The 22158-nt window shown below is 71.9% G+C and carries 16 protein-coding genes; 13 read left to right on the forward strand and 3 right to left on the reverse strand.

All coding sequences use genetic code 11. From position 1 onward, the window contains the following. Positions 1–1919, reverse strand: a 1919-nt coding sequence (locus tag VF665_RS04455) for a tetratricopeptide repeat protein (protein WP_331052207.1), incomplete at its 3' end; no start/stop codon positions are given. Positions 1920–2308: 389 nt separating this feature from the next. Between VF665_RS04455 and VF665_RS04460 the strand changes: the two genes are divergently transcribed. The 13 genes from VF665_RS04460 to VF665_RS04520 all read left to right on the forward strand — a co-directional run bounded on the left by VF665_RS04460 (position 2309) and on the right by VF665_RS04520 (position 19289). After that, a complete protein-coding gene (locus tag VF665_RS04460) occupies positions 2309–3004 on the forward strand; it encodes an aspartate/glutamate racemase family protein (protein WP_331052208.1) in 696 nt (231 codons plus the stop codon). Positions 3005–3420: 416 nt separating this feature from the next. Continuing rightward, positions 3421–5046: a SpoIID/LytB domain-containing protein gene (locus VF665_RS04465; RefSeq protein ID WP_331052209.1), complete on the forward strand. Its 1626-nt coding sequence runs from the start codon at positions 3421–3423 to the stop codon at positions 5044–5046. Positions 5047–5295: 249 nt separating this feature from the next. Continuing rightward, positions 5296–5763, forward strand: a complete 468-nt coding sequence (locus VF665_RS04470) for a hypothetical protein (protein ID WP_331052210.1) — start codon at positions 5296–5298, stop codon at positions 5761–5763. Beyond that, a complete protein-coding gene (locus VF665_RS04475) occupies positions 5744–5920 on the forward strand; it encodes a hypothetical protein (protein ID WP_331052211.1) in 177 nt (58 codons plus the stop codon). The genes VF665_RS04470 and VF665_RS04475 overlap by 20 nt, the downstream gene beginning before the upstream one ends. 185 nt (positions 5921–6105) lie before the next feature. Continuing rightward, a complete protein-coding gene (locus VF665_RS04480; protein ID WP_331052212.1) occupies positions 6106–7845 on the forward strand; it encodes a hypothetical protein in 1740 nt (579 codons plus the stop codon). A gap of 383 nt (positions 7846–8228) precedes the next feature. Further along, positions 8229–8957, forward strand: a complete 729-nt coding sequence (locus VF665_RS04485) for an FHA domain-containing protein (protein WP_331052213.1) — start codon at positions 8229–8231, stop codon at positions 8955–8957. A gap of 1 nt (position 8958) precedes the next feature. Further along, a complete protein-coding gene (locus VF665_RS04490) occupies positions 8959–10596 on the forward strand; it encodes a penicillin-binding transpeptidase domain-containing protein (RefSeq protein WP_331052214.1) in 1638 nt (545 codons plus the stop codon). After that, positions 10596–12233: an FtsW/RodA/SpoVE family cell cycle protein gene (locus VF665_RS04495; RefSeq protein ID WP_331052215.1), complete on the forward strand. Its 1638-nt coding sequence runs from the start codon at positions 10596–10598 to the stop codon at positions 12231–12233. The genes VF665_RS04490 and VF665_RS04495 overlap by 1 nt, the downstream gene beginning before the upstream one ends. After that, complete coding sequence (locus VF665_RS04500; RefSeq protein ID WP_331052216.1) at positions 12230–13372, forward strand: PP2C family protein-serine/threonine phosphatase; 1143 nt, start codon at positions 12230–12232, stop codon at positions 13370–13372. The genes VF665_RS04495 and VF665_RS04500 overlap by 4 nt, the downstream gene beginning before the upstream one ends. Continuing rightward, positions 13369–14430, forward strand: a complete 1062-nt coding sequence (locus VF665_RS04505; protein WP_331052217.1) for a hypothetical protein — start codon at positions 13369–13371, stop codon at positions 14428–14430. The genes VF665_RS04500 and VF665_RS04505 overlap by 4 nt, the downstream gene beginning before the upstream one ends. A gap of 128 nt (positions 14431–14558) precedes the next feature. After that, a complete protein-coding gene (locus VF665_RS04510) occupies positions 14559–16487 on the forward strand; it encodes a protein kinase domain-containing protein (RefSeq protein WP_331052218.1) in 1929 nt (642 codons plus the stop codon). Between the two features lie 699 nt (positions 16488–17186). Beyond that, the gene (locus tag VF665_RS04515; protein WP_331052219.1) at positions 17187–18974 is read left to right on the forward strand and encodes a serine/threonine-protein kinase; all 1788 of its coding nucleotides are present in this window, start codon (positions 17187–17189) and stop codon (positions 18972–18974) included. Between the two features lie 3 nt (positions 18975–18977). Next, entirely contained in the window at positions 18978–19289 is a 312-nt protein-coding gene (locus tag VF665_RS04520; RefSeq protein WP_331052220.1) for a hypothetical protein, read from the forward strand. Between the two features lie 639 nt (positions 19290–19928). On the opposite strand, the gene VF665_RS04525 is transcribed toward VF665_RS04520, so the two are convergent. Together VF665_RS04525 and VF665_RS04530 are read right to left on the reverse strand one after the other, a co-directional pair. Beyond that, positions 19929–21044 (reverse strand): metal ABC transporter permease, encoded by a 1116-nt coding sequence (locus tag VF665_RS04525; protein WP_331052221.1) that lies wholly within the window; start codon positions 21042–21044, stop codon positions 19929–19931. Beyond that, entirely contained in the window at positions 21044–22153 is a 1110-nt protein-coding gene (locus VF665_RS04530; RefSeq protein ID WP_331052222.1) for a metal ABC transporter permease, read from the reverse strand. The genes VF665_RS04525 and VF665_RS04530 overlap by 1 nt, the downstream gene beginning before the upstream one ends. Positions 22154–22158 lie beyond the last annotated feature (5 nt).

Genomic DNA, 22158 nt, shown 5'->3' on the forward strand with positions numbered 1-22158 from the left:
TACATCGCGGCGAGGTCGAACAGCACGCGCGGGTCGCGCGGCGTGGCGATGCGGGCGGCTTCCGTGCGCGGCAGTTCCTCCGCCGCCATCAGCGCGGCGGCGATGCGGCGATCGCCCGGGGCCAGCCGCGCACCTTCGCGCAGGTGGCGGAGCGCACCTTCCGCGTCACCGGCGCGCAGGGCCAGCAGGCCGAGCAGCGCCTCGTTCTCCCCCGTCTGCCCCAGCGCGGAGGAGGCGCGCGCCCACGCCGCGGCTTCGTCCGTGCGGCCCAGCAGCATCGCCATCTGCCCGGCGCGGGAGTACGCTTCGGGCGCGGCGCGGTACTCCTCCACCATCGCACGGGCGACGCGCAGCCCCTCGGCGTAGCGGCCGGCGCGTTCGTATTCCGTCATCAGCCGCACCATCGCTTCCGGCCAGGGCAGCTCGCCGCGCACCATCTCCTGCGCCGCCGCTTCCGCCGGGGTGCGCGCGTGCAGCGTATCCACCACCGGCGTCGCCTCCTGGCCTCGAGGGCGGAACGGCCATCCACTCAGCAGCCGGTCGGCGCGGAACAGCCCCGCGACCGAATCCGCCTCCGTCACCGGAACGAGCGCGCGCGCCTGCGCCGCGGGCACCACGGCGTTCCATCCACCCCCCAACCGCTTTTGCCGCAGCGCGTTGTAGAACGCGTCGGCGATGACGAAGTAGCCGTCCAGGTTGGGGTGCAGGTGCTCCAGCATCACCGACCGGCCGATGACGCCGCCGGGCGACGCGGCCTGCAGCGCGCGCTCCGTTTCCACCACTGTGGCGCCGTGCCGCGCGGCTTCCTGGCGGATGATTCGGTTGACGGCATCCGGCGCGCGGAAGCGAAGCTGGTCGCGTTCGCGTGCCTGGCGAAAGTGCGTCCGCGCCCGCGCCGCGTCGCCCTGGCGGTCGTACACGCGGCCGAGCGCGTACCAGGCATCGGCGGAGGTGCTGTCCATCCGCAACGCGGCCCGCAGCCCCCGCTCCGCGCCCGCATCGTCGCCGCGGTCCCACGCCGCGATCCCTTCGCGATAGACGCGCATCCACGCCGCGCTGTCCGTCCCCGGCTTCAACCCACTGATGAACGGCGCCTGGTCGCGCTCGTTGCTCGCGACGGTGCCGATCAGCACGGGGATGCCGGCCTTGCGGTACCGCTCCAGCAGGTCGCTCAGGTTGGCGCGAAAATGTTCCAGCCCTTCACGATAGCGCGGCGAGTCCAGGGGAATGCGCTGTCCGCCGGCCATCATCTCCATGGTGGTGCGCGGACCCTCGGCACCCTGCGGCGCGGCGTGCGCCGCGCGGACCAGCAGGTTGCGGATCAGCTGCACGGTGCGCAGCCGGCTCAGGCGCAGGTAGCCGCGCACCAGCCAGCGCGCGCGCCCCGCCATCTGCGCGCTCCCGACGCCGAACACGCCGTAGTACTCATTGTGGCCGGTGTAGATCATCACGGCGTCCGGCTTCTGCGCGATGATCTCGCCGGCCTGGTCCAGCAGCGTGTACGAGTTCACCGCCGTCAGCGCGGTGTTGACTACCTCGACGTCGCGGTCGGGAAAGGTCTGCTGCAGCCGCTGGCGAAGCATGCGCGAGGGCGCGCCGCCGTGCCGGTACGGAAAGCCCGCCGCGGACGACTCGCCCTGGAACACGATGCGGAATGTCCGCGGCGTGCGCTCGGCGCGAAAGAAGTCCATCTGCGGCAGCGGAGCCAGCGTGCCGTCGCGAAAGTACCGCCGTGCCATCTCGGGATTGGGGTACATCCACCCCGGCTCGCCCTCCGCGTCCACGAACACGGGGTAGCTGCCGCCGTAGCCGCCCAGCCGCAGCCCGGCTTCCAGGAGCGCGAGCAGCAACAGCGGCAGCGCGAGCGTAAACACCGTCAGCAGGCGCCGCTGCGCGGGCGTGAGCGGCGCGCGGGGCAATGGGGGCGGGGATGCCGCACGACGCGCCTGCGGCCCGGGCGGGTCTGCCGCCGGCCGCGTACGTCTCTGGGCCATGGAACTCGGGGATTGCGAACAGGATGGGAGGGCGCGCCGCCACCGGCGAGCGTCCCTGAATGATACCGGCGCGCCCGCATCTCCGGCAAGCGGCGGATCGGTCCCAGCCTGGGGACCTTGAGACGTGGTATGATTATGAATGTTCATTTTCAATTCATCATGAGCGCAGTCGGCTCCCGCGTTTGGTCAAGCGATGGGGACGGGCTATCATCCCGCAGCACGGCTGCAACGACACGGGACCACGAGTACAGATGTGAGCCACAACCGCCGTCCAGATCAGCGGTGCGGCGACATTCAGATGGATGAGGCCGAGGATGAGGATGATCGGGATGCTGGGCGGGATGAGCTGGGAATCCACAGCGGACTACTACCGGCTCATCAACAGGGGCGTGGCGGAGCGGCGCGGAGGGCTGCATTCCGCGTCCATCCTGCTGCACAGCTTCGACTTCGCGCGGATCGCGGAACTGCAGGCCGCGGGCGACTGGGAGGGCGCGGGCCGCGTGCTCGCGGACGCGGCGGCGGGGCTGGAGCGAGCGGGCGCGACGGCGCTGCTCATCTGCGCCAACACCATGCACCACGTGGCGGACGCGGTGCAGGCGGCGGTCGGCATTCCGCTGCTGCACATCGTGGATCCCACGGGCGAGGCGCTGCGGGCCGCGGGCGTGCAGCGCGCGGGGCTGCTGGGCACGCGCTACACGATGGAGTTTCCCTTCTGGCGCGAGCGCCTGGCCGCGCGCTTCGGCGTGGAAACCATCGTTCCGGACGAGCAGGATCGCGCGGCGGTGCACCGCATCATCTACGACGAACTGTGCCGCGGCGTGATCCGGGACGAGTCGCGGGATGAGTACCTGCGCATCATCGAGCGGCTGCGGGATCGCGGTGCGGATGCGGTGATCCTGGGATGCACGGAGATCGCGCTCCTGATCCGCCCCGGCGAGGCGCCCATCCCCGACTTCGACACCACCGCCGCCCACGCCCGCGCCGCCGTGAATCATCTGCTCGGCGGGTGATCTCGAGAGGGGAGAAACCGCGGACGGGTGCACTTCGGACGGTGCCTCGCGGTCGGAAAGGCCCCTTCTCCCCGGCCCTCTCCCCCGCTGTCGCGGGAGTAAGGGAGACCATAGCGCGAAGGCGGCGTTCGGCACCGAGCCCATCACCTGCGCGGGGCAGCCTCACAGCAGTACCGTGAGGCTTTCAGCCGTTGTTGCGGCGACTTCAGTCGCTCAGCCACACCCACACCACCGCTCCTTTTGCGCCGCATGCCCGATTGGATAACTCGCTGCGACGCATTATCTTACATCCCGCCAACAGAGCAGGGAGGCACGCCGGGCGTTGACATTCGGACGCCCGCTGCGCTACCTCTTTGCTTCCTCCGGCGTGCGCCCCCGTGCGCGCGGCTCCCCGTTACCACGCACCCAGGATCGCCGTGACCTCCCTCACCACCAGGCGCCGCCTTTTGCCCGCCCTCGCGCTGACGGCCGCGCTGGCCGCCTGCGCCGACGACGGCCCGCTCGCCCCCGCCCGCGATCCGCTGGGCGGGCCCGCGCGCGAGGTGGGCGCCGCGGCGTTCAACGGCTCCATCCGCATCGGCGTGGGGCCCGCCGCAACCAGCGTAAGCATCGGCGCGGCGGGCACCTGGACCGTCACGGACCTCACGGCCAACACGGTGATCCTGTCGGGCACCGGCGCCATGCAGGGCACGGTGACGCTGGAATCGGGGACGGTGAGCACCAGCTTCTACCGCCTGCAGGTCATGTGCGGCAGCACGTCCGCGGTGGAAGCCCGCGCCTCCGCCGCCCGGGCGCTGGGGCACGTCACCATGCTGGAGCCGGTGCCCACCGCCAACTGCACGCGGCTGTACCTGGGCCAGTTCGCGCCGCCGCCGGCCAGCAACTTCGCCGCCCGCAACACGTACCGGAACCAGGTGATCGCGCAGGGGCTGGCCGCGGCCGACGCGTTCTGGAAGGTGGTCACCGTCACCACGGGCGTGACGCGCTACAAGGTGCAGACCAGCGCCGGCGTGGCTACCAGCACCGGCCCCGTGCGCCTGGCGTCGTCCGACGAGCGGGTGAGCATCGGCGGCAAGGCGTATCGCGGCTTTGCGGAAGTGCGGCTGAACAGCTCGGGCACGCTGGCGGGCATCAACCAGCTTCCCCTGGAGCAGTACCTGTACGGCGTGCTGCCCTTTGAGCTTTCGCCCAACCTGTGGCCGGAGATGGAAGCGCAGAAGGCGCAGGCCGTGGCGGCGCGCACCTACGCGCTGGCGGGCCTCAACAAGCGCGGCTCGGATGGATACGACCTGCTGGCCACCACCGCGGACCAGGTGTACGGCGGCCTGTCGGGCGAGCACCCGGTGAGCAACCAGGCCGTGGACGAGACCGCGGGCGTGGTTGCCACGTACGACGGCCGGCTAATCCAGGCGCTGTTCAGCTCCACCAGCGGCGGCTACACGGCCAACAACGAGGACGCCTTCAACTCCGCCCCAATTCCGTACCTGCGCGGCGTGGTGGACCACGAGCGCGGCAACGCGCAGACGGTGCTGGATTCGCTGCGCCACGGCGCCAACCCGCTGCGGCTGCGCGGCAAGCGCAACGGCGACTACGAGGCGGACTGGGCGCGCTTCCACAGCTGGACCTTCGACTGGTCGGCGGACGAGATCACGCGCGTGATCAGCGACTACGCGGGCCAGCCGGTGGGCCGCGTGCTGGCCATCAACGTGCTGGAGCGCTCCAACAGCGGGCGCATCCTGCGCATCGAGTACGTCACTGAGGCGGGCACCTTCTACGACACCAAGGACCGTATCCGCGCGTCCCTCCGCTCCATCACCGCGAGCGGCACGGCAGCCAACCTGCCGAGCACCATGTTCGTCATCGATCCCGTGATCGACCGCCGGACGGGCGAGGTGGAAGGCTTTGAGGCGTACGGCGCGGGCTTTGGCCACGGCGTGGGCCTGAGCCAGACGGGCGCCGTGGGGATGGCGGAAAAGGGGAACTCGTACGAGGAGATCCTGAAGCACTACTACCAGGGCATCGACCTGGTGCGCTGGTACTGACCAGCGTTCTCTCGGTCGATGGAAAGCAGGCCGCCCGCGGGGATTCGATCCCGCGGGCGGTCTTTCGTTCGTGGATGGACCGCGGCGGCTCCCGGAGAGGAAGGAGAGTTCCGGCGGGGCGGCCCCGCGCCGCAACAGCACTCCCGTTTCAGGCCACAGGCGTGTCAATAACTGGACAAACTTGACAGACGCGGTGCGTACGAATAGCTTCCTCCAGGGAATTGACGCTTCACGCTTGGGAATGGGAACGTGCGCCGAATCTATGTGGACAGTTCGGTGATCGGCGGCTGTCTGGACGTGGAGTTCGGCAGTTGGTCAACACGATTGTTCGATGCGTTCCGGGCGGGCCGGTTCGTCCCGGTCCTCTCGTCCGTCGTGGGTGCGGAAATCCGTGAGGCCCCCTACGGAGTACGGGCGCACTTTGCGGAACTCGTGTCTCTGGGCGCAGACATTCTCCAGGTTTCGCCCCAGGTCATCAGCCTGGCCGAGACGTACCAGCAGCGCGGCATTCTCACGCCAAAGTCGTACGATGATGGTCTTCACATTGCGCTGGCAACGGTTGCGGCTGTCGACGTGCTGGTCAGTTGGAACTTCAAGCACATTGTCCACTACCAGAAGGTCCGGCGTTTCAACTCGGTCAATCGCGAGTTGGGGTACGAGCCGCTTCAGATCCAGACCCCACGGGAGGTATTGGCGCATGAAGGATCAGAGGATTGATGCCGTCGCGGCGATCCGGCGCATTCGCGAAGGCCACGCCGAGCTTCTCGCGGAAGCGACGCCCGCAGAGCGGATCCGGTTCTACCGTGAGGAAACGGAAAAGCTGCTTGCCGAGATCGAGCAGACGCGCTCCACGGAGTCCTCAGCCGTGGCCTGAGCGGTGCTTCAACCATCGGGTACTCCGCGCGTTCCCGGGCGCGGTCGGGACGGGCACGAAGGCCGAACCGGCCAGAAACCTTTGCAGCCGAAACACTTGTACATCGGCGCGGGCTGGTACAGATTGTAGCAGAAAGCCGCGAGCGCCCGCCCGCTCTCCGCAGTACCTCTCCCCGCAGGACCATCATGAGCGACAGCCCTTCCACCGGCCCCACGCAGATCCAGATGGGCGACATCCCCATCGTACCGGCGCCCCCGCAGGCCAGCAGGCGCGAGGCCGTGGTGTACCTTCCGGGGATGGGCACCAGCACCGACGAGACCATCGAGGCGGTGGCGCACCGCATCGCCGTGGCGCTGGACAACTCGCACGACGAGCCGGCCACCTCGTTCATCGCCGCCCCTTTGCAGACGGTGCAGTACGACGGGGGCGCGGCGCGCGCCGCCACCATCGTGCGGCGCGACGCGCGCGGCGACACCCCGGTGGTGGACGTATTCGAGATGGACTACCGCGCCACCCTCACCCGCTCGTTCGAGGCCGGCTCGCCGCTGTACCAGGTGATTCAGATCACGGGGGCGCTGGCCTCCAACACGGGCGGGCTGCTGTCCGCGCTACGGCGAAAGGGCCAGGACTTCCGGCAGAAGCTGCAGGTGGCGCTCGCCGTTGCCGCCGGCGCACTCATGATCGTGTACGTGGTGATGCTGATCGCGGCCGGCGTGAGCACCGCGGCCACGGCGCTCAAATTCGAGACGATCCCGCGCGCCCGCTCCGCAGCCGCGAAGCCCGCCCCCGCCGCTCCGCGCGTGACCGGATCCGGGCAGGCTTCTCCGCGGCGGGGCACCGAGCCCCGCCAGCCCGGCGGGGCGCCCGGGGCCGCAACGCCGGCGGCTGCTGCGCCCGCGCCGGGAACGTGGATGGCGGTCCGCGGCCGCGCGTCGGTCATCGTCGGGGCGGCCGCGGACTGGACCCGCGACGCGCCGCGACGCTTCTGGAATCTGCTGCTGACGGCGGGCACCACCCTGCAGGCCATCGTGGTGGCCATGACGGCCGGCGGGCTGCTGTGGCGCCGCAGCCTCAAGGAAACGATGCAGCGCGTGTCCACGATTTCTGCGTGTACGTCGCACTACCTGGCATTCGGGGAGCACCGCAACGAACTGCTGGGCGGCATGGCGCGCCTGCTGGACCGCATCCGATCGCGCGCGGGGGTGACGTACGACCGGGTGCACCTGGTGGGCTACAGCTTCGGCTCGGTGGTCGCCATCGACGCGGTGTATCAGGATTCCGAGGTGAACGCCGCCTTCGACAAGGTCGTTTCGCTCACCACCATCGGCTGCCCGGCGGACTTCATCCGCACCTACTACCACGATTATTTCGTGAACCGCTGCGCGCCGGCGCACCCCGTCCGGTGGGTGAACGTGTTTTCGCCCGCGGACGTGCTGGCCTCCAACTTCGTTACTGGAGAGTCCGCGGGGGCGGGCGTACACCGCACACAGAAGGACGTGCACGGCGCCACGCCAGCCGCCACCGACGGCGCGGTGCATCCTGCCGCCGCCAAGGCGCTGGCCGCCAAGGCGGCGGTTCGCGACCACGCGCTGAACGGCGCCGTGCGGCTGCGCGAGATGGAAGGCGCGCCTGCGCCGGCGCACCTGCTGCGGCTGCCGGACGAGCACGTGTACTTTGGGCCGCCCGCGCCGGTGGGACTGGTGAGATGGGTCATCTTCATCCTGAAGGGGCACGGATTCGCGGCCCACAACTGCTACTGGGGCCCCGGCACCTCGTACGACAAGACCTGCTGGGAGGAACTCGTCAGGCGGCTCGGCATCGCGAGGGAAGTCGCCCTGATGCCGCCGGCCCCCACCCCCAACGTGCCCGCGCCGAAACCCGACGAAGCGACGGCCACGGCCAATACCACCGTTCCGGCGCTCTGAGCCGGGATCCAGCGCATTCCAGAAACGCCCCGCCGTCCGCGGGGCGTTTCTCGTTTCCCGGGCCGGTGAAAGGCGACCGCCGTTTCTCACGGCAGTCACGGAGGAGCCGCAACAGGCTGGGTTCGTGCCCTTCCTGCTGTTCCCCCGTGTTTCTCCGCCACCTCCGCGTCCTCCGCGTCCTCCGCGTGAAACCGCGGGTGCCGTTCTCCCGTTGTCCAGAGCACCCGGGCGGCAGACGCACTTCGGCCGCGCACCGGCGCATGTGGATGAACCGCGCCCGCATCCAGCAAACACGAGGCGGAAGCAGGCCCCGCTTGCCCGCGCGCGGGGCCGGTCCTGATATTGCGGCATTCCGCCGGGCCGAACCCCGCAACCGGACCGCGATGATCAACGCTTTTCGCAAGCTCCTGCGCCCCACCCTTCGCCATCAGCTGGAAGATGGCGTCCGCGAGGCGCTGCGCCGCTACGCCGACCGCCGCACCGCGCCCGACCTGCGCGTGTACGTGAGCACCGACCTCATGCCGCCCGGCATGAGCCCCAGCATGTGGGCCCGCGACGAGGCCGACCACCTGCGCCGCTTTGCCGCGCAGTGGGCGCAGGACAACGGCATCGCCCGCGCGGGGCTGCGCGTGGAGGTGATCCTGCTGGACACCAAGCGAGAGTTCGCCCACGTAAAGCCGCTGGGGCTGGAGGAGCCGCGCGCCGATCCGGCCGCCGCCAGCAACGTGCCGCGCGTGGAGCGCCCGCTGGTGCCCGAGGCGCCGCGCGCCGCGCCCGCACCAGCCCCCGCGTACGGCGCGCCGGCGGGCGGAGCCGCCGTGCTGCAGGTGGTAAGCTCCGAGACGCTGCGCGAGCCGCTGCACGTCACCGGCGAGGTGATCGTGGGGCGCAAGCCCGAGCCCGGCGTGCAGGCCACCGGCGACCGCTACATGTCCGGCCGCCACGCGCGCTTTCGCAACGTGGGCGGCCGGGTGAGCGTGACCGACCTGGATTCCAAGAACCGCACCTACGTGAACGAGCAGCCCATTCCCCCGCACCAGGAGCGTCCGCTGAACGCCGGCGACACGGTGCGCATGGGGAACACGGTGCTGCGCCTCGTGCAGGGCGGCTGACGTGCCCGACATTCCGTTTCTGGGCACCGCGCTGGACTGGGCCCTTCGCGGCGTACTGCTGGCGTTCGGCACGGGATCGCTCATCGCGCTGGCGCGGTGGCTGGCGAGGGCCATGCGCGAACGCCGCGAGCGCTGGGCCATTCGCCTGGCCATCGGCATGCTGCTGCTGGCCGCCGTGTACGGCATCGGCCACGCGCGGCTGCTGTGGAACGCGGAGAAGATCGAGGCGGGGCGCATGGCGTGGCGCCGCTTCGGCGATCCGCGTGAGACGGAGCGCTTTCGCGGCGAGGTGCGCGGGTGGATCATGGACTGCACCGGCCAGCCCGCCAACGCGCTGGCCCGCTACGGCGTGCGCGACGGCGAGGTGCAGCGCGTGTACTCGCTGGGCGAGGCGGGCGCCAACCTCGTGGGCGGCGGCACGGGGGCGGAAGACCGCGACTACACGGTGGAGCGCCTGTTCGCCAAGCAGCTTCGCGAGCCGCGCAGCCTGCGGGAGCGCAGCGAACTGCACCCGGTGGGAACGGACATGCAGCTGACGCTGTGCGCCAACCCCACGCGCCAGGCCTGGTCGCTGCTGCAGGGGACGGGGCTCAACGGGACGGTCATCATCCAGGACGTAAAGACTGGCGCCGTGGTCACCTACGTGGCCACGGGACGCGCGGAAGACCCCCCGTTCGGCATCAAGCACTACGCGCCGCCGGGTTCCGTCTTCAAGCTCGCGTTCAGCGCCATCTGGTGGGACCACGGGCTTCCGGACACGCGCGGCCCCTGCCCGCCGTACATCCAGGTAGGGCGCGCCCGCATCCGCAACTTCGAGAGCCACGAGTACGCCTCCATCACCATCCCCACGGGGATGCTGACGGTGAGTTGCAACACAGCGGCCGTCAACATGGTCTACACCCTCCGCGACCGGCTGGGGGTGGAGACCATCCGCGACGACCTGCAGAAGTTCGGCTTCGTGACCTACAGCGGAAAGCCGCCCGCGCCCGCGCAGGACTTCTGGAACACGGGGAGCGACGCCTGGTCGCAGCGCATGACGCCGCCCCCCGTCCGCGTGCGCTTTCAGCAGAAGCTGACCCCGCACGAGCTGGGGCAGATCGCCATCGGGCAGGGGCCGGTGGACGCCACCCCCATGGGGATCTCGCGCTTCATTCAGGCCATCGGCAACGGCGGGGTGATGATGCAGCCCACGCTGGAGTCCGCGCGCCTGGGCGACGGCGCCGAGGGGCGGCGCATCATGAAGGAAAGCACCTCGCAGAAGCTGCAGCACGCCATGATGACCGTGGTAGACACGGGGACGGCGCAGGTGGCCAAGGCCATTCTCGCCCGCAGCGGGTGGGACCTGGGCGGCAAGACGGGGACGGCCGACGTGGCTGGCGCGCGCATGCCCGACGCCTGGTTCGCGGGGCTGATGTACGGCCCGGACCGGCGCGCCCGCTACAGCGTCGTCGTGTACCTGCAGCACGGCGGGCAGGGCGGCCGCATGCCCGCCCGCATCGCCGCGGAAATGACGCGCTTCATGGCGCGCGAGGCGGGAACGCCCGTGCAGCCGGCCCGGCAGGCATCGAACACCCGGCGCACGACCGACGGGGCGCCAACGGCGCTGACGACGACCGCATCCACGCGGAGGAGCCGCTGATGGCGATCCGCGACCTGTTCAGCCGGGGGCGCGCCGAGGCGGCGGGGCCCATGGGCGTCACCATCGCCGTCAAGCAGCACAACCGGCCGGCGGAGCAGAAGGCCGGGCTCGTCCTGCCCGGCTTCCTCTGGTGGGGACTCCTGGTCGCGGCCGCCTTCTACGTGCTGGCGCACCTGAGCATCGCCACGGGGATCTGGCCCGTGCACGGCACCTCGCGCGGCGCGGGGGGCACGCTCATGCGCGACGGCGTGGCGCTGGGGGCGTGGATCGCCGTCCTTGTGGCCCTGCGCGCGCTCAAGTACCGCGGATCGTGGGCGCTCGTGGTGCTCCCCATCCTGATCTTCTGCCTGACGCGGCCCACGCAGTTCCAGCTCTTTACCGACCCTGCGTACCAGGCCAGCGGCGGCCGCGCGGCGGCGAACGACGCGAAAGCGACGCGTGCGCGGCTTTCGACCATCGAGCGGGCGTACACGGACGAGCAGAAGGCGCTGGTGTACCAGGGCCCGCCGCCGCCGCTGCCAGACCCGTTCGCCCGCGCCGTGGCGGCGGAGACGGCGGAGCGCGGCTTCCTTGCCCGGAGCGCGGCGCACTTTTCCGTCTTTCTGGCGCCCTTTGCCCTGCTCGCCGGCTTTCTGCTGAGCCGCGAGCCGCGGGTGATGCGGTGGGTGCGCGACCACCGGCTGGTTCCGTTCATCCCCACCCTTGCCGTCTTCTTCGTGCTGACCATCGGGTTCAGCAAGCTGGGCAAGGTGGGCAAGATGACGCCGTGGGAGCTGTTCCTTCCGGTATTCATCGTCACCTGGGCGGCCACGCTGGCGGAGGACGCCTACAACCTGGCCCGTCCCGGCGCCGTGCTGGAGCCGCGGCGCCTGCTGAACCTGTTTCTGTACGGCGCCGGGCCCGTCATCCCCTTCCTCATCATCCGCGAACTGGGCCTTTCCATCGTCCTCGCGGGATCCATGGCGGCCATGCTGCTGGTGGGGACGCGGCGGGGATGGTGGGCGGGGCTCATGCTGGTGGTGTGGGGCGCGCTGGTGATCGCCGCCTTTCAGGTGGACGAGCGGTCGGCCACGCGGCTGGAACTGGCGTACCACCCCTACCAGGACCCCGCCGGGATGACGGAGGACCAGGCGAAGCACTGGGGCGCCAAGCTGCACCAGATGAAATTGTTCGACGCCAACACGCTGGAGGGCGGGTGGCTGGGGGCCGGCCCCGGCCGCGGCCACGCCGAAACGGCGCCCAATGCGGCGGACGACGGCTACGTCACCGCCCTGGCGACGCACTGGGGATGGGCGGGCACCATGTCCATCGTGCTGGTCTACACGCTCTTCATCGTGCAGATCCTGAGCGCCGCCGCGCGTGAGACGGGGGCGTTCGAGCGGACGATGCTGACGGGGATCGCCATGCTGCTGGGCATCCCCTTCTGGCTGGCCACGCTGGGCGGCATCCGGCTGATCCCGCTCACGGGCGTGGCGACGGCCTTTGCGGCGCACGGCGGGGCCAAGCTGCTGGCGTCCGCCGTGGCGGTGGGGATCGCGGCGGGGCTCAGCCACCGCCGCACGCGTGAAGAGCGGTTCGACGAAGCACTCGCCGCGCCCGGGGCCGAAGCCCGGGTGCAGGGAATCCGGATCCGATGAGCGACACCGCGCACCGCGCCCCCCGCCCCGTTCACCTGCACGGAATGCAGTTCGACGTGTCCGGCTGCAGCGCCCAGGGGCCGCGGGCAGAAAACCAGGACGCCTTTTCCGTGGATGCCTTTGCCGGGCACGGCCTGCTGGCGGTCGCCGACGGCATGGGCGGCGAGCGCGCCGGCCGGCTCGCGGCCGACACGGCGCTGAACGCGCTCATGAAGGCCGAGATCCGCAGCCTGGACGCGGCCCGCTACGCCATTCGCCACGCGGACGAGAGCGTGGCGCGCATGGCCCAGGAGGCGCCCGACGAGCGCGCGGGGATGGGGTGCGCGCTGGCGCTCATGGTGCTCACGCTGGACCGCGCCGGGCAGCCCGGGTGGGTGGGCGCGCACGTGGGCGACGTCCGCATCCTGAGCCGTTCGCCGGACGCCACGATCCGCCTGGAGACGCGCGACCACACCCCGGCGTACGCCCGGTGGGAGGCGGGGGAGATCGCGCTGGACGAGATCCCCGACAGCCCCGGCGCCAACCGCCTGCAGCGCGCCGTGGGCCGCGGCGGCGAGGCCGAGGCGAGCTGGATTCCCGTGCGCCCCGGCTGGACGTACCTGCTGGTGAGCGACGGCGTGACCAAGGCCATGCGCCTGGATGAGCTGGGCGACGCCATGGGCCTGTCCTCGTCCACCGACATCTGCGCGGCGGTGATGCGCAAGGTGGAAGAGCGCGGCCCGGACGACAACTACACCGCCGTGGCGGTGCGCGTGCTGGACGCGGGCGCCGACGGCCCCACGCTCCCCACGCCGCCCCGCGCGGTGCGGCAGGACGCCCCGCTCCGCGCGGCGGCGGCCCCACTCCCGGAGGACGACGACGTGACCCGACGCAGTTCGCCGCTGCCGCTGATGGTGGCGCTGCTGGCGCTGGCGCTGGCGGCCTTTGCCGCGTGGCGAAGCATGCAGCCCCCGCCCCGCGACCCGGCCGCCGACGCGCGGGTGGACAGCCTGCGCAGCGAGGTGCGGGCCCTGCGCGCCCGCGCCGCCACGGGGGACAGCGTCCCCGTGCTGGGGGCGGACTCCGCCGCTCCGGCCGCCGCGCCCGCGCAACCCGCAGCCGGCGCGCCCGCCCCGGCGCCCCGAACCACACAGCCATGACCGACTTTACTCCGGCCTCCCGCTCGCAGGACGCGGGCGAGGAGCCCCTGCTGGACTCGTTCCTGCGCGAAGCGATCCCCGAGATCAAGCTGGCGCTGGGCGACCTGATTGACCGCGACAACGCGCGCGCCATCCCCGACCGCTACGTGAAGATGCTGCCGCTCACCACGCTGGTGGTGACGCTGCGCCCCGACGCGGCGCAGGCGGTGGCGGAAATGGCGGCGGACCTGGAGGCGGACCTCACGGACAGCGTGATGCGCCACGGCTCGCTGTACGACCGCGACTACCGCGTGCGGCTCAAGGAGGCCGGCTCGCGCGGGGCGCCCCTGTTCCGCGTGGGCGTGCAGCCCGCCGGGCAGGCGGACCCGGACCCCATCGTCCCCGCGCCGCCGCCGCCTCCTCCTCCCGCGCCGGCGCCCTCCGCCTCCACCGAGTTCGCGGGCGGCGGGGCCACGGAGTTCGCGCCGCGCCCGGCCGCGCCGCCCATGCCCGCGTGGGCGCCCAGCGGCCCGCCCCCGGTGGCGGACCCGGACGCCACGCGGGTGGAAGGCTTGGCGCCGCCGCCCGCTCCGTCCCCTTCCCCCGCCCCGGCGGCGGGGTGGGACGCGGAGCGCTTCACGCTGGTGGTGGAGGAAGAGGACGGGACGGAGCGCGAGCGCCACCCCATCCCTGGCCCCACCGCCACGGTGGGGCGGCAGACGGACAACCCCGCGCTGCGCAGCGACATCCAGATGGGCAACTCGCCCAACGTGAGCCGCCGCCAGCTCGCCCTGGTGTGGGCGCAGCGGGACGGGCGCGCGGGGTTCGACGTCTTCAACCTGGGGCTGAACGACATCCACGCGGGGGAGCGCGAGGTGCCGGGCGCCAACGCCGGCAAGGGCGATCTGAACCTGGAGTCGCTGCGGGCCAACAGCCTGTGGGTGCCCCCCGGCGAGGCCATCCGCATCGGCGGGCACGGCCCGGTGGTGCGCATCGTGGAGCGCGAAACCCCGGCGCCCGCGGAGATCAACGTGGTCCCCGGCGACCTCGACGACCCCGACCGCACGCAGTTCGGCTGACGTAGCAGGCCCGCGCGCGGCGGCCAATGTGCCGCGCGCGGGAGAAACAAGTGGCGCGGGACGGCCGTAGTCGTTTAAATTCAACTACTTCCAATCGGCCGCCCCTTTCCAACCCCCTGAGGTAGATCATGTCGGGCTTGGCGCAGTTTCTGGTCGGGCACGTACTGAACGACCGCTACCGCCTGCAGAGCGTGCTGGGCGAGGGCGGCTTCGGGGTGGTGTTCCGCGCGGTGGACGAGCGGATGGACCGCCCCGTGGCGGTCAAGGTGCTGGTGCCGCCCCGGGGGATGGGGGCGGCGCAGACGGAGCGGCTGCGGCAGCGCTTTCAGGGCGAGGCCGAGCTGGCCGCGCGCCTTCCCGCGCACCCGAACCTGGTCGGCGTGCTGGACTACGGCGCGGACGACCGGGTGGACTTTCTGGTGATGGAACTGCTGGAGGGCGAAAGCCTGCGCGACCGGCTGGCCCGCCCGGAGCCCATCCCGCTTCGGACGGCGCTGGGCATTCTGCTGGGCGCGGCGCGCGGGGTGGCGGTGGGGCACCAGAACGGCCTGGTGCACCGCGACCTCAAGCCGGCCAACCTGTTCCTGGAAAGCGATCCGGAGCAGCCGGAGGTGCGGGTGCTGGACTTCGGCATCGCCAAGATGCTGGACGACGCGGAGGATGAGGAGACGCGCACGCACCTCACCCTGCCCGGCGAGTGGTTCGGCTCGGAGTTCTACTGCGCGCCGGAGCACCTGCGCCGCGAGCGGGTGACGCGCGGGGTGGACGTGTACAGCCTGGGCGTGGTGGGATTCGAGCTGCTGACGCGCACGCGCCTGTTCACGCCGGAAGACCAGAACCGGCGCCGGCAGGGGCTTCCCGTTCCCATTCCCTCGCTGCTGGCGCGCAACGCGTCGGTGCCGTCGGAGGTGGAGTGGGTGATCCGCCGCGCGCTGGCGGACGACCCGGCGCAGCGCTATGCGGACGCCGGTGCGCTCGCCTCGGAGCTGCACCGCGTGCTGAACCTGGTGCGCCGCGCGGCGGACTTTCCGGACGCGGCCGTCGTGGCGGTTCCGGCGGATGACCGGCGCGCCGTCTCCGTGCAGCCGGACGAGGGGACGATGCTGGTGGCGGACGCGCCCGCCGGCCGCCGCGCGGTGGAGCTGGACCCCACCAGCGTGGAAGGCCGGCTGCAGGCGGTGCGCCGCAAGCGGTGGCGCACGCTGGCGGTCCGTGCGGCGGGCGTCGTCGTGCTGGGGACGGGGGGCGTGGCGGGGGGCGTGGCGCTGGCCGCCAACCGGGCGTACGAGGCGCCCCGCCAGGCCGCTTCGTCCGCGCCGGCGCTCAGCCCGGGCGAGGAGAACCAGGAAGGGCTGCGGCTCTTTCGGAACGCGGACTACGAGAATGCCGCGGAGCACTTTCGCCGCGCGGCGGACGCGGCGCCCGACAACGCCGAGTTCCAGAACAACTACGCCTACGCGCTGTACCGCGCGGGCAAGGCGCAGGACGGCATTCAGTTGCTCAAGGACGTGGTGCAGCGGTACCCGCACCGCGAGGTGGCGTACAGCAACCTGGCCGAGGCGCAGCTCGCGAGCGCGGATACCACGGGCGCGGTGAACACGCTGCTTTCCCTGCTGGCCATTCAGCCCTCGCCCGCGCGGCGGCGGGAGGCGGAGATCCTGCTGGACCGGCTGGGCTTTGCCAGCGGCGTGTGGCAGGCGCCCGCGACGGGCGCGGAGCGCGTCGACAGCACGGTGGACGACGCCCGTGGGCTGGACACGATGGAGGGAGCGGACGGGATGGATGGCGCGCCCGGTGAGGACGGGCAGGCCGGCGCCGCGGGGATGTCGCCGATGCAGATGACCACCGGCACCAGCACGGCGGCCGGGGGCCGCGGCGGAGCGTGGACCCGGGTTTCGCGCACGGTGAACGGGGTGACGACCGACACGGTGATCACGACCGGCGAAGACGGGCGCACGACGCGCCGGGTGGAGACGCGGCCGGCCGGCGCCACCGCCGCGCGGCCCCGGTGGACGCCGCCCGTGCGTTCCGCGCCGCGGGACACGCTGCGGATGTAAGTGCACTCCTGCACGGGAGTGGGGGGCGGGCCGTACGGCGGCCCCCACCCGGGCCGGCACCACCGGCCCACCCTCCCCCAAACAAGACTGGGGGAGGGTTGATGGGCGGAGGGTTCGGGGCGGAACCGCCGGGATGGGTGCGGCCGCGGGGTGAGGCCCTCACCCGTCCGCGCTGAGACGCGTCCACCCTCTCCCACGAACAGATGTGGGAGAGGGGGCACACGGCAACTGCGGTTGGGGCGCATCGGACGGGTTGGCGCATGCGGAGAGGCCCCCCTCGTCTCGGCGCCGAGCGGCGCGGGGGCAGCCGCGCGGTTTCGACCGCGGGGCAGACGTCGCGAGCGCGGGCACTGGGCACTGGGCACTTCCCGCGCTCAGCACTCCGCACTCCGCACTGCCCTTCCCCGCGTGAGGGATTCGCGCCCGGAGGGCCGAGAGCCCGGAGCGGCGGGGCAACAGCAGTATCGTTGCCCTGACGCGGAGGGGGCTCGGCGCCGTTAGGCACAGTCGTATCGTGCCTTACGGCGCGCGAAGCCCGGCCCGGAGCGCAGCGCAGGGACACGCCCAGAACCGCAGTGCGTGAGTGCCGCGTGCGTGAGTGCGTGAGTACGCCCCCCGCCACCTCGGCACCCGAACGCGACACCAGAGCAGCAGAACCACACACGGCCGCATGCCGGGCCACGACAGCCAGAAGACGAAATGCCGGGATTGGAAGCGCTGCTGAAGGGACGCGAACTGGCGGGCCGCTACCGCATCGACGACGTGATCGGGCGGGGCGGGATGGGCGCCGTGTACCGCGCCACCGACCTGCGCCTGGGCCGGCCGGTGGCGGTAAAGGTCATTACCGCGTCGTCCGGCAACGACCCCGAGCTGCGGGAGCGGCTGCGCGCCCGCTTTCGCCACGAGGCCGCCTCCGCCGCCCGCCTGCCGCACCACCCCAACGTGGTCCCCGTGTACGACTACGGCACGGACGAGGACCTGGGGCTGGACTACATCGTCATGGAGCTTCTGCGCGGCGACGACCTGGCCACCCGCTTTGCGCGCGGCTCGCGCATGCCGCTGGCCGAGGCGCTCCGCATTCTTCAGCACGCGTCGCGCGGCGTGGCGGTGGGGCACCGCGCCGGGCTGGTGCACCGCGACGTGAAGCCGGGCAACATCTTTCTGGTGCAGGGCGAGCAGGCGGACGACGAGATGCAGGTGCGCGTGCTGGACTTCGGCATCGCCAAGGCGATGGCGGAAGAAGACACGACGGCCCTCACGCACGACGGGCGCGCGCCCATGTCGCCCGCGTACGCCTCGCCCGAGCAGCTGCGCGCCGAGCCGCGCCTGTCCGCCGCGTCGGACGTGTTCAGCCTGGGCGCCGTGGGCTTTCAGCTGCTCACGGGCGAGCGGCCCTACACGGAAACGGACCGCAACCGCATGGCCGCCGGGCTGGACGTGCCCACGCCGTCGCTGCGCTCGCGCGCGCCGGGGATTCCGGAAGAGGTGGAGGCGGTGATCCGCCGCGCGCTGGCGCCGGACCCGGTGCAGCGCTTCGCCAACGCGGGGCAGATGGCGGACGCGCTGGAGCAGCCGCTGCGCCGCCTGGGCGAAACGCCTGCCGCCGCCGTCATTCCCGCCGCGGGGGGCGCGCTGCCGCCGGTGGACGACGACCCGACCATGGTGGACGGCGGGCTCCCGCCCATGGACGACGACCGCACCGTGCTGGCGCCGCCGCCCCGCACGCCCGCCGCCCCGCCGCCCGCGCCCGTGGACCGCGCGCCCGCCCACCAGCCGGTGATCGCGCAGCCGCGGCGCCGGCAGACGCAGCTGGCGGAGGAGCGCAGGGGCGTGCACCCGATGGTGTGGGTGCTGCTGGCGCTCGTCCTGCTGGGCGGCGGCGCGTTCGCCCTGTCGCAGATGGGCGGCGGCGGAGGAGGCGGGCGTGTGGCCGCCGACAGCATCGGGGCGGACAGCACGGGCGCGGACAGCATGGGCGCGGTGGACGCGCTGGTGCTGAGCCGCGAGTGGAAGCGCTTCTACGGCGCGCGGCAGTACGATTCGGCGCTGGCGTACGCGGAACGGGCCATGGAGATCGAGCCGCGCACCCCGGAGTACCGCGACCAGGCCGCGGTCGCCATGATCCGCCTGGGCCGCTATGAAGACGCCGCCAACCTGCTGACGGAAAGCATCCGGCTGGACAACCGCTACGACCTGTTCTACAGCCACCTCGCCGAAGCGCGGCTGGCGATGGGCGACACGACCAGCGCCATCATCGCGCTCGAGCAGTTCGTGCAGATTTCGCCAGAGCCGGGGGACCGGGCCCGCGCGCTGCAGAACCTGAACCTGCTCCGCCAGCGCACGCAGCCGCCGCCGCTGGCGCCGGTGCCCGGCGTGGATACCACGACGACGCTCCCGGATCCGGACCCGGCGCCCCCGCCGGCGGACACCATCCGCCCACGGCCCGGCGCCCCCGCCGACACCATCCGCATGGGCATGCGGCGCTGATCGGTGGAGCACATCGTGAAGCTGCGCGGGCAGGGCCGGGTGGAGGTGGCGGCCTACGGCGTGGCGGACGCGGAGCACCAGGTGGAAAAGGAACTCGCGGCGCTCTGGCCGGGCGCGTTGGTGGACATCCTGGAGGTGGGGCGGGTAGATGCGGACGGGCGCATCGTGGAGGAGTTCCGCGTGGGGTACCGCGTCCGCGGTTCGGTTTCCGGCACCGCGGATACGGAGGAGGATGCGCGGAAGGCGGCGCTGCGCCGGCTGCGCGAGGCGTTCGCGGGCTCGCGCTTCGCGCGGATCGCGTGGGAGGTGGTATGAGCGAGGTTTCCTGATCGCGTTCGTTCGGACGGCGGAGAGCGAAGACGAGAGGCGCGGGGGAGCATGGGCTCCGCCGCGCCTTTTTCTCTTCGGAGCACGGCAGGGAACTGCCCTTCGAGGAACTCGGTGTATGCTGCGGGCACCCCTCACCCCCAGCTCCTCTCCCGCGAGCGGGAGAGGGGAGCCGTTCGGCGCGGGGGACGGTCCGGTGCCTGGTGCCAACTCCGAAGGCCTCACCCCCGGCCCCTCCCCGTGCAAACTGCGCACGGAGAGGGGAGAACAGCAACGAGGGTGCGCTTCGGATGGTGCCGATGCGGCCGAAAGAGGCCCCCTCCCCCCAGCCCCCTCCACCCGCTCCGCGGGAGAGGGGGAGTCGTTCGGCGCGGGGCGAAGGTCGGCGCCAACCCGTTTTCCGCACACGTGCAGCCTCACGGCTGTATCGTGAGGCTTTCAGCTGTTGTTGCGGCGAGTTCACTCGCTCAGCTCCTCTGCCCGCCGCCCACGCGGGGCAATCCGCCCCGTGCAGGTGAAGTCCCCCCGTCTGTTTGGGGGGACTTTCCGCCGTTGTTGCGGCGAATTCATTCGCTCACCCACTCTCGGCGGCGAAAAACCCGGCCCGGGTGAAGCCCGCCCCGCGCCTCAGCTCGTGATCCCGATCGCCTCGCAGGCGGCCACGCGGCCCCGGTCGGTGAGGCGCAGGGTGTCTCCCCCCGTGCGGCTCAACCACCCGCTCCCCTCCGCCCGCCGCACCACCCGCTGCGCGAACTCCGGCTTCCACCGCAGGTGCCCGTGCAGGTGCGATTCGCGGTTCTCGCGGTCCGCCTCGGCGCTGTCCTCGTGGTTCATCAGGTGGATGGCCAGCATGGTCTGCGCGAACTCCCACCGCTGCCGCCTGCGCCGCCGCTCCAGCGCCAGCAGCCCGCGCTCCGGCGCCAGCAGAAACACGATGCCGAACATCGCGCCCGTCATGGTCGCCATCGACCCCGCGATGGACACGTCGAACAGGTAGCTCGTCCAGTATCCCGCCAGCGCGCTCACCACGCCCAGCGCCACGCTGAGCCCGATCATCCGCGGCAGCCGGTCCGTGAGCAGAAAGGCCGCGGCGGGCGGCGCGATCATCAGCGCCACCACCAGCACGGAGCCCACCGCGTCGAACGCCCCCACCGCCGTCGCCGACACCAGCGTCATAAAGGCGTAGTGCAGCAGCCCGGGCGCAAAACCCAGCGTTCCCGCCAGCGCCGCATCAAACGTGGTGATCTTGAGTTCCTTGTAGAACGCGGCCACGAAGCCGGCGTTCAGCAGCAGCAGCGCGCCCATCAGCCACAGGGTGCGCGGACCCAGGTCGCGCCCGTTCACGATCCACCGGTTGAACGGGGCAAAGGCAAGCTCGCCCAGCAGCACCGCGTCCACGTCCAGGTGCACGCTCCCCGCGAACCGCGCGATCAGGATCACGCCGATGCTGAACAGCGCGGGAAAGACGAGCCCGATGGCCGCGTCCTCGCGCACCAGCCGCGTGCGGTTGATCATCTCCACCAGCGACACCGTCAGCACCCCCGTGGCGGCCGCTGCGACGACCAGCAGTGGCGAGGCCAGGTTCTGCGTGACGAAGAAGCCCAGCACGATGCCGAGCAGAATGGCGTGGCTGATGGCGTCGCTCATGAGCGCCATCCGCCGCAGCACCAGAAACACGCCGGGGAGCGCGCACGCCGCCGCGGTCAGCGCGGCGATCCATTGGATTTCCTGCTCCGGAACCATCACCGCTCCTCCTCGTAGTCCGGCCCGCGCCCGTGCGTGGCCGCTTCCGCGCGCCCCGCGGGGGTGATGGCCCAGTCGTCGCCGCGGCGCCGCGCCCAGCCGCGCTGCTCGAGCGCCTTGAGTTCGTGCAGCGCGCCGGGATGCACGATCTCCAGCACCGCGGTCGCGTGCCCGTGCTCCTGCTCCGGGTGCTGCAGCGCCAGCGCCTGCAGGTCCGCCAGCACGGAATGCATGTGCAGCGTGCGCCGGTTGCGCGCCTGCCGCACCCCTTCCCACACCAGCCCGCGGGTGGGCGCGAACGCCATCGACACCACCACCAGCGCCGTCAGGCACAGGACGATCGTCGGCCCCGTCGGCACGTGCTGCGCGGCGCTGCTGATCACCGCGCCGCTCACCCCGGCCAGCGCGCCGAACCCGCCCGCCAGCAGCACCATCCGCCCCAGCCGGTCCGTCCACTGCCGCGCGGCCGCCGCGGGCGCCACCACCATGGCGCTCATCAGCACCACGCCCACCGTCTGCAGGCCGATGACGATGGACAGCACCAGCACCGAGGTGAGGATGACGTCCAGCAGGCGGACGGGAAGCCCGATGCTGGTGGCGAATTCCGGATCAAAGGCGAGCAGCTTGAACTCCTTCCAGAACACCGCGGACACCAGCAGCGCGATGCCTCCCAGGACGCTGATGAGGATGACGTCGCGCTGCAGCAGCGTGGCCGCCTGCCCGAAGAGGAAGCGGTCCAGCCCCGCCTGGCTGGCGTCCGGCCGCTTCTGGATGAGCGTCAGCAGCACCAGCCCGAATCCGAAGAAGACGGCCAGCACGATCCCCAGCGCGCTGTCTTCCTTGTTGCGCGTGGCGTTGACGATGCGCATCACCACCAGCGTGCCGATCCACCCCGCCACCGCGGCGCCCAGAACGAGGACGAGCGGCGCCTTGCTCCCCGTGAGCAGAAAGGCGAGCGCGATCCCCGGCAGCGCCGCGTGGCTGATGGCGTCGCCCAGCAGGCTCTGCTTGCGCAGCACGGCGAAGCTGCCGAGCGCGCCGCTGGTGAGCCCCAGCGCCGCCGCGCCCAGGGCGACGATCTGCAGCGTGTAGTCGGTCCAGAAGCTCATGGCGC

The sequence above is a fragment of the Longimicrobium sp. genome, assembly GCF_036387355.1.
In the GTDB taxonomy this organism is placed as follows: domain Bacteria; phylum Gemmatimonadota; class Gemmatimonadetes; order Longimicrobiales; family Longimicrobiaceae; genus Longimicrobium.